This window comes from Streptomyces abikoensis, assembly GCF_014648775.1.
Classification (GTDB): Bacteria; Actinomycetota; Actinomycetes; order Streptomycetales; family Streptomycetaceae; genus Streptomyces; species Streptomyces abikoensis.
Genome location: NZ_BMRT01000011.1, coordinates 152,140 through 158,724, shown reverse-complemented (window position 1 = coordinate 158,724; position 6,585 = coordinate 152,140). Strand labels below are relative to the sequence as shown.

The 6,585-nt window shown below is 71.9% G+C and carries 6 protein-coding genes and 1 pseudogene; 3 read left to right on the top strand and 4 right to left on the bottom strand.

Annotated elements, in window-relative coordinates:
• A pseudogene (locus tag IE096_RS28180) lies at window positions 1-286 on the top strand (hypothetical protein); the annotation flags it as partial.
• A gap of 9 nt (window positions 287-295) precedes the next feature.
• Here IE096_RS28180 and IE096_RS28175 read toward each other — a convergent pair.
• The gene (locus IE096_RS28175) at window positions 296-517 is read right to left on the bottom strand and encodes a hypothetical protein (RefSeq protein WP_189456445.1); all 222 of its coding nucleotides are present in this window, start codon (window positions 515-517) and stop codon (window positions 296-298) included.
• Between the two features lie 125 nt (window positions 518-642).
• On the opposite strand from IE096_RS28175, the gene IE096_RS28170 reads away from it, so the two are divergent.
• Window positions 643-1,428, top strand: coding sequence for a TetR/AcrR family transcriptional regulator (locus tag IE096_RS28170; RefSeq protein WP_229820667.1), 786 nt, complete (start codon window positions 643-645; stop codon window positions 1,426-1,428).
• A 157-nt stretch (window positions 1,429-1,585) separates the two neighbouring features.
• Window positions 1,586-3,769, top strand: coding sequence for an AfsR family transcriptional regulator (locus tag IE096_RS28165; protein WP_189456442.1), 2,184 nt, complete (start codon window positions 1,586-1,588; stop codon window positions 3,767-3,769).
• Between the two features lie 44 nt (window positions 3,770-3,813).
• Here IE096_RS28165 and IE096_RS28160 read toward each other — a convergent pair whose 3' ends face one another.
• Genes IE096_RS28160 through IE096_RS28150 form a run of 3 tightly spaced genes read right to left on the bottom strand, consistent with a single transcriptional unit; the run spans window position 3,814 to window position 6,365 of the window.
• Window positions 3,814-4,458: a dihydrofolate reductase family protein gene (locus IE096_RS28160; RefSeq protein ID WP_189456440.1), complete on the bottom strand. Its 645-nt coding sequence runs from the start codon at window positions 4,456-4,458 to the stop codon at window positions 3,814-3,816.
• 40 nt (window positions 4,459-4,498) lie between these two features.
• Window positions 4,499-5,470, bottom strand: a complete 972-nt coding sequence (locus IE096_RS28155; RefSeq protein ID WP_189456439.1) for a GNAT family N-acetyltransferase — start codon at window positions 5,468-5,470, stop codon at window positions 4,499-4,501.
• A 43-nt stretch (window positions 5,471-5,513) separates the two neighbouring features.
• Window positions 5,514-6,365, bottom strand: a complete 852-nt coding sequence (locus IE096_RS28150; RefSeq protein ID WP_189456437.1) for a chitosanase — start codon at window positions 6,363-6,365, stop codon at window positions 5,514-5,516.
• Window positions 6,366-6,585 lie beyond the last annotated feature (220 nt).

The following is a 6,585-nucleotide window of genomic DNA, read 5'->3' as shown; positions in this document are numbered from 1 at the left end:
CCACGAGAAGGAGAAGGCCGAGAACAACCCCGAGGTGCTGGCCAAACGCCTGATCGACACCAGGGGACCGGACGTCTACCTCTCCTTCCAGGTCGGCACGAAGGAGAACCCCGCCACCATGAGGAGCGTCAAGGACTTCATGCGTTCCTACGGCAAGGGCCCTGTTCACACCCGGCTCTGGGAAATACCCGGCGGCACGCACAACGGCGCCACCTACGGCGCGAACATGGCCGCCCCCATGAAGTGGATCAGCGATCACCTGGACGGTCCGCCGCCGTCCCCCTGACGCGCGATTTCACTCGCGGCGGCCGGCGGCCTTCGCCTGCGCGTGGGACCGGCCCGCGAGCACCACACCAGTGGCGACGAGGGCGGCGTGCGCGAGCAGGACCGGGACGAAGCCGCCGGGCAGCCACCCGAGCAGGCCCCGGTCGTCGGGGTGGATGACGAGCCGGATGAGGCCCTGCGCGAAGACCACCGTCACCGCCGCGCCGATGATCTGCAACACGTCGTACTTCACGCGTTCTCTCCTCCTGTGCGTGCGGAATACGTTACAAACGTATCAGTGGAGGAATGCGTAAAGCGCCGAAATCCCTGCGCCTTTTTCTATTTCGTCACACTCTTTTTCGGCATTACGATGAAAGCATGCGTGACGAAAAGGAACAGGCCGCGTGCCCGATGTGCGGCACGCGCCTCGTGCTCGCGAAGCGCGGGCGCCCCGCCGTCTACTGCTCGCGGAGCTGTCAGGCCCGCGCGTACCGGCGGCGCAAGCAGCACCTGCCCTCCCCCGGCACCCCGCCCGCGCCGGTGCCGGCACCGGCGCGGGCGTCCGGCACCCGGGAACGTCAGCGGCGCCGGATCGCCGAGGCGCTGTGGCGCGTCGCGGCCGAGCACGGCCTGCACGCCGCGAGCATGCGCCGGATCGCGGACGGGGCCGGGGTCTCGCTGCGCGTGGTCCAGTACCACTTCGACAGCAAGCACGCCCTCCTCGTCGACGCGCTGCGCCTGCTGCACGAGGAAAACGAGCGCCTCGCCAGGGCACGCGTCCCCGCGGACGCGACGGATCCGCGCGCGCTGTTGCGGGCCGTGCTGCTCGAGTTCCTGCCGCTGGACGAGCAACGCGCCCACGCGCTGAAGGTGTTCGCGGCGTACTACGCGCGCAGCCTGACCGATCCCGCTCTCGCCGCGGTGTTCCTCACCGCCGACCAGCCGCTGGAACGATTCGTCGCCGATATCGTCGAGACGGGCCGGGCGGCCGGGATGACGGCGCCGGGCCTCGACCCGCAGCACGAAGCGGACCTGCTCGTCTCCGGCGTCACCGGCCTGGGCCTCGACGTCGTGCACGAGCGCCGTTCGCTCGCGGACGTACGGGCGGTGCTCGACTACCACGTCACGCGCGTCTTCCCGCCAAGATCCGTCGCGCCCGCGTGAGACGCCTCCTCGCTCCCCGGCATGCGCCCCCCGCGTGCTCCTGTGCTCCCTTCTCACTCATACGAGCGGGGGCGCACCGGCGCGTGGCCCATGGTTGACTTTCAGCCAACTGCCCGCCAGATGCTGCTGGATACGACCGGCCGGGGAGGGGCTTGCGATGACAGCGGAGACAGGTGACGCCGGGCGTACCGAGAACGCGATGTCGGGTGGCCGGGTGCGCGGTTCGGTGATCCAGGCGAGGAACATCGGGAGGATCTCCTTCGCCGGTCAGCCGAAGGACGACTCCCTGGAGCGGCTGGAAGCCGCCAAGGCCAGGCTGGCGGAGGAGGTCCGGCGGCAGTGGGAGGGCGAGGTGGCCGCCCAGGGGCTGCGGCGCCCGGAGCCCATCCGTCTGCAGTGGGCGAACACGCGCCGGGCGGTGGCCGTACGCACGGCCGTCGCGCCCACGACGCCCGCCGGGCAGGCGGGCCCCTCCCGCGCGACGACGGGCTCCGTCCCCTCGGAAGCGCTGGGGCGCTGCGGTGATCTGGACGGGCTGGTACAGGCGTTCCGTGCGCTTCCCCAGGGGCACTTGGTGATGCTGGGAGAGCGTGGATCCGGCAAGACCGTCTGGGTGATGCTCCTGACGCTGGGGCTGCTCGGCTCGTACGAGCCGGGTGATCCGGTTCCGGTGCTGCTCACCGCGTCCTCGTGGGATGCGGGGAACACCTGGGTCCCGGGGGTGGAGCATCTGCGGACCTGGCTGGCCCGTCGGCTGGTCGAGGAGTATCCGTTCCTGGCCGACAAGGAGGCCTACGGTGCCGGGGTCGCGCAGCGGCTGGTCACCGGAGGGCACGTCTTCCTGCTTCTGGACGGTCTGGACGAGATGTCCGAGGCCCTTCACGCGCCCGCCCTCGGCGCACTGGACGACAGCGGGCAGGAACTGCTGGTCGTCACCTGCCGTGTCGCCGAGTACGAGCGGGCGGTCGAGCGCTCGGGGCGGGTGCTGAGCCGGGCGGTGGTGAAGGAGATGCTGCCGATCGGCGTGCGCCAGGCCGAGAGCTTCCTGACCGCCGACAGACCGTGGGAGGACACCCGCTGGCAGTCCCTGCTCGCGGAGCTCCGCGACCGCCCGGACTTCCCGGACCTCCCGCTGTCCCGGGCCCTGACGAGCCCCCTCATGGTGGCGCTCGCCCGGGTGATCTACGCGCCGCCGGCGAAGGACCCGCGCGAGCTGCTGGGCCTGGCGGACCTCGCGAGCGTCGAGCGGCATCTGCTCACGGCCTTCCTCCCGGCCGTCTACCGGCCGCGTCCGGCGCCGCCCGGGGGCCCGGGCAGGGTTCCGGCGGGCTACGGGCTTCCGGAGGCGCGCGGCTGGCTGGGGTTCCTCGCCCGCCACATGGCGCGGAACGGCACTCACGACCTGGCGTGGTGGCAGGTGGCGTGCGCCGTTCCCGGGTGGGTCGCGGGGCTGGTCTTCGGGGTCGTCTCGGGGCTGATGTTCGGCTTCATCGGAGCGGCGGCGGGCGGGCCGGTGATCGGGCTGGTCTTCGGCGTCTCCTTCGGCTCGGCCGGTTTCCTCGTCCAGGCCGTGCCGTCCCGGCGGCCGGCACCGGCCCGGGTGGAGATCCGGTTCCGGGGCACGGTCAGGGTGTTCGCCCTGAGATTCGCGTTCGGGTGTGTCACGGGCATGGCGCTGGGGTTCGGGTTCGAGCTGCCGTGCTGGGCGCAGCTCGTGCTCGGCGCGCCGTTCGGGCTGGCCGTCGCCCTCCACGCGTGGTTACGGGCCCCGTCGGACGCGACGAAGGTGGCGAACCCCGGTCTGGCTCTCGAACAGGACCGGGTGTCCACGCTGGTTCTCGGGGTCTCCTTCGCGCTCCCGTTCGGGCTCACCTTCGGGACGGTGTTCGCCTTCACGGATCCCCGGGTCTCCGCCTGGCCGGCTCTGGGGCCGGTCGGAGGGCTGACGTTCAACACGGTCTTCGGTCTCGCCGGCGCGCTCGCCGGGTGGACCGTGGGTCATCTGTCGTACGGGCGGGTGGGCCGCTTCGCCTACAGCGCGGCGGGGGCGGTCGTCAGCGGCGTCGTCTTCCCGCCCGCCGACGACCCGGGGTTCGCCTTCGGCACGGGGATCGCCTTCGGGGTGGCGTGCGGTCTGGTGGTGATGCTCGGCCGTCCGTGGGGGGCGTTCGTCTTCGCCCACGCCCTGCTGGCCCTGTCCGGGCGTCTGCCCTGGCGGCTGATGCGCTTCCTTCAGGACGCGCACCGGCGGGGCGTGCTGCGTCAGGCCGGCGCGGTGTTCCAGTTCCGGCACGCGCGGGTGCGGGACCGCCTCACCTCCCACCGCGACGACGACCTGTAGCGCCGGTTCCCCCGCTGGGCCCGGCGGGCTCGGTGGGCCGTGGGCTACGGGCGGGAGAAGATCATGTGCGTGACCCCGCCGGGGGTGGTGACGGACTCGGTCCGGAAGCGCTCCTCGAGTCCTTCGCAGCCGTCCCACAGGCGCTCGCCGCGGCCCAGGACGATGGGGACGATGACGACGTGCAGGTGGTCGATCAGATCGGCGGCCAGGAACTCGCGGACCGTGCTCGGGCCGCCGCCGATCCGTACGTCCAGGCCTCCGGCGGCCTCGCGCGCCCGGCGCAGGGCCTCGTGCGGCGAGGCGTCGATGAAGTGGAAGGTCGTGCCCCCTTCCATCTCCAGGCTGGGGCGGGGGTGGTGGGTCAGGACGAACACCGGCGTGCGGAACGGCGGCTCGGCTCCCCACCATCCGGTCCACTCGTGGTCCTCCCACGGGCCGCGCTGCGGACCGAATTTGTTGCGGCCCATGATCTCGGCCCCGATGCCGGGGCCCCAGGCCCGCGCGAGGGCGTCGTCGACCCCGGTCTCACCACCTGACTCCCCGTGCACCTCGCGGAAGGCGCGCGTCCGGAGGAACCATTCGAGGAGCCGGGTTCCGGCGTGGCCGAAGGGCGCGTCGAGGCTCTGTCCTTCGCCGGTGGCGTAGCCGTCGAGCGAGACGGAGAGGTTGTGGACCCTCACACGGGACATGGCGTGGTTTCCAGACTCTCGAAAGGGTGAACGAGGCGGCTCAGTCCAGCGGTTGAGCGTACGTGATGAACTCCCGTTCCGTCACGAAACCCACCCGCCGGTAGAGCCCCAGCGCTCCCGTGGGGTTGGCGGCGTCGACGACCAGCTCCGCCCGGTCGTAGCCCTGGCGTCCGGCCCGGGCCAGTGTGTGCGCCAGCAGGGCGCGCGCCGCGCCCCGGCCCCGGTGGGCCGGCCGGGTGCCCAGGTGGCCGATCGCGCAGGCGCGGAGCCCGGTGGCCGCACCGTCGGCGACGTACTCGTCGGCGAGGAGGTACGCGGCCACGCGGTCGTCGGCGTCGAGCAGGAGGGCGGAGAGCCCGGCGCGGAAGGAACGGTCGCCCGTGAACCAGGTCTCCCAGTCGGTGCGGTCCGTCTCGGTGAAGCTCCAGTGGTCGCGGAAGGCGTCGTTGTGGGCGTCACGGGTGGCCTCGTCCAGGGCCCGGTGGAAGGGCACCAGGCGCAGCCCGTCGGGTGTGCCCGGGGTGGGCAGGTCACGCGCGCGCAGCTCGTGTCCCATGCTGAACCAGTAGCGGCAGGGCTTGAACCCGGTGCGCTCGGCCAGGGCGGCGAGCCCCTCGTTCGTGGCCACCCCGTCGATCAGCAACTCGCCCGGCACGCCGGCGCCCCGGTGGTGCTCGGCCCAGATCTCCCGGGCCCGGGTGCGCATCCAGCCGGTGAGGTGCTCCCCGATGCCGCGGCGGCGCCGGGCGGGGTGGACGGCGGCCGCGGTGCCGAAGCGGGCGATGTCCCGTACGTTCTCGGGCTCGTACACCATCGCGTACGCCACCAGCCGCCCGTCCTGCCAGACGCCCGTGGTGTTGCGGGCCAGGTTCAGCTTGGGGTCGGCGAGCTCGTGCAGGACGTCCGTCTCGTCCTCGTGCGTGCCGGTCATGTCGACGTGCTCGATCTCTCGCCGCAGCCGCGTGAGGTCACGGGCGTCGGCTGCGCCGAGCGGCTTGAGGGTGACATTCATAGGGGAAAACGTATATAGGGATAAAGCGCGCGTCGAAGGGTTTTCACGTGGCGTGGCGGTTTTCCGGGCTCGGCCAGTTCCGGATCTCGTAGGGGTCGCCGTAGGTCTTCCAGCGCAGCGGCGGCTGGAGGGTGAAGTTCCGCTCGTTGAGGAAGACGCGCTGCTCGGTGTCGACGCGGCTGGTGTCGCCGTGGACCGTGGCGCGCTTGATGGCGGCCTTGCGCGCGTCGAGGAAGGCGTTGAGGTAGGCCGCCTCGTCCCCGCCCAGGGCCGGTGGCTTCGCCTTGGCCATGGCGTTCTTGCGGATGGAGCCGAAGCCGTTGCGGTCGTCACCGCCACCGTGCATGACGGTGGCGTCGAAGTAGACGAACTGGCCGAGTGTGCGCAGTCCGTCCGCCTTGGCCCGGCGCACCGAGGGCTCGAAGTAGACGTGGTCGCGTTCCTCTTCCTGCGCCTCCTGGAACGCCTTGTCGGTGGCGGCCGTCTTCCACGCCTTGACGAACGGGTCGCCGAGCCCGGCGTGGGAGGAGGTGCCGTTGACCTTGCGCAGGGCGGGAAGGAACGCGGCGAGCGGGTTGGCGGGCTTGTTCCGGGTGTAGAGGGTGACGACCTCGAGCATGTCCCCGGTGCCCGAGCAGAAGCCGATGATGCCGCCGGTGTAGCCCTGCCCGTCGCCGATGTCCTCGATGTACTGGTACTGGCTCCTCCAGTCCAGGGTGGAGTTCTCGGCGCTGGCGACCAGCTCCATCGCCACTTCCTTGGCGGGCGGGCAGTCGAGGCCGGGTTCGGGAGTCCGCGCGGCGCCCACGGTGAGAGCGACCGCCAGGCCGGCGCAGCCGATCCGAAGATTTCTTCGAGCGATCCGAGGCGGTCTTCGGGCTGGCCGGTCGCGCATGGGCTTCTCCCGGGGCGGGGCTCAAGGGCCGCAGGGGGCTGTGGTGATCCTTGGATAACCGTGGGGCGGCAGTGGCCACAAGCGTCCGGGCCGGGCCCCGGACTTTCCGACCCGCTTGGCTGAACGCGCGGCGCCCGGCGCGGACGGGGTGGGGATGCGGTGTCGGGATGCGGCTGGGTGCTATCCCGGCGCGGGTGCGGGGTACCCGTTACTCATCGGC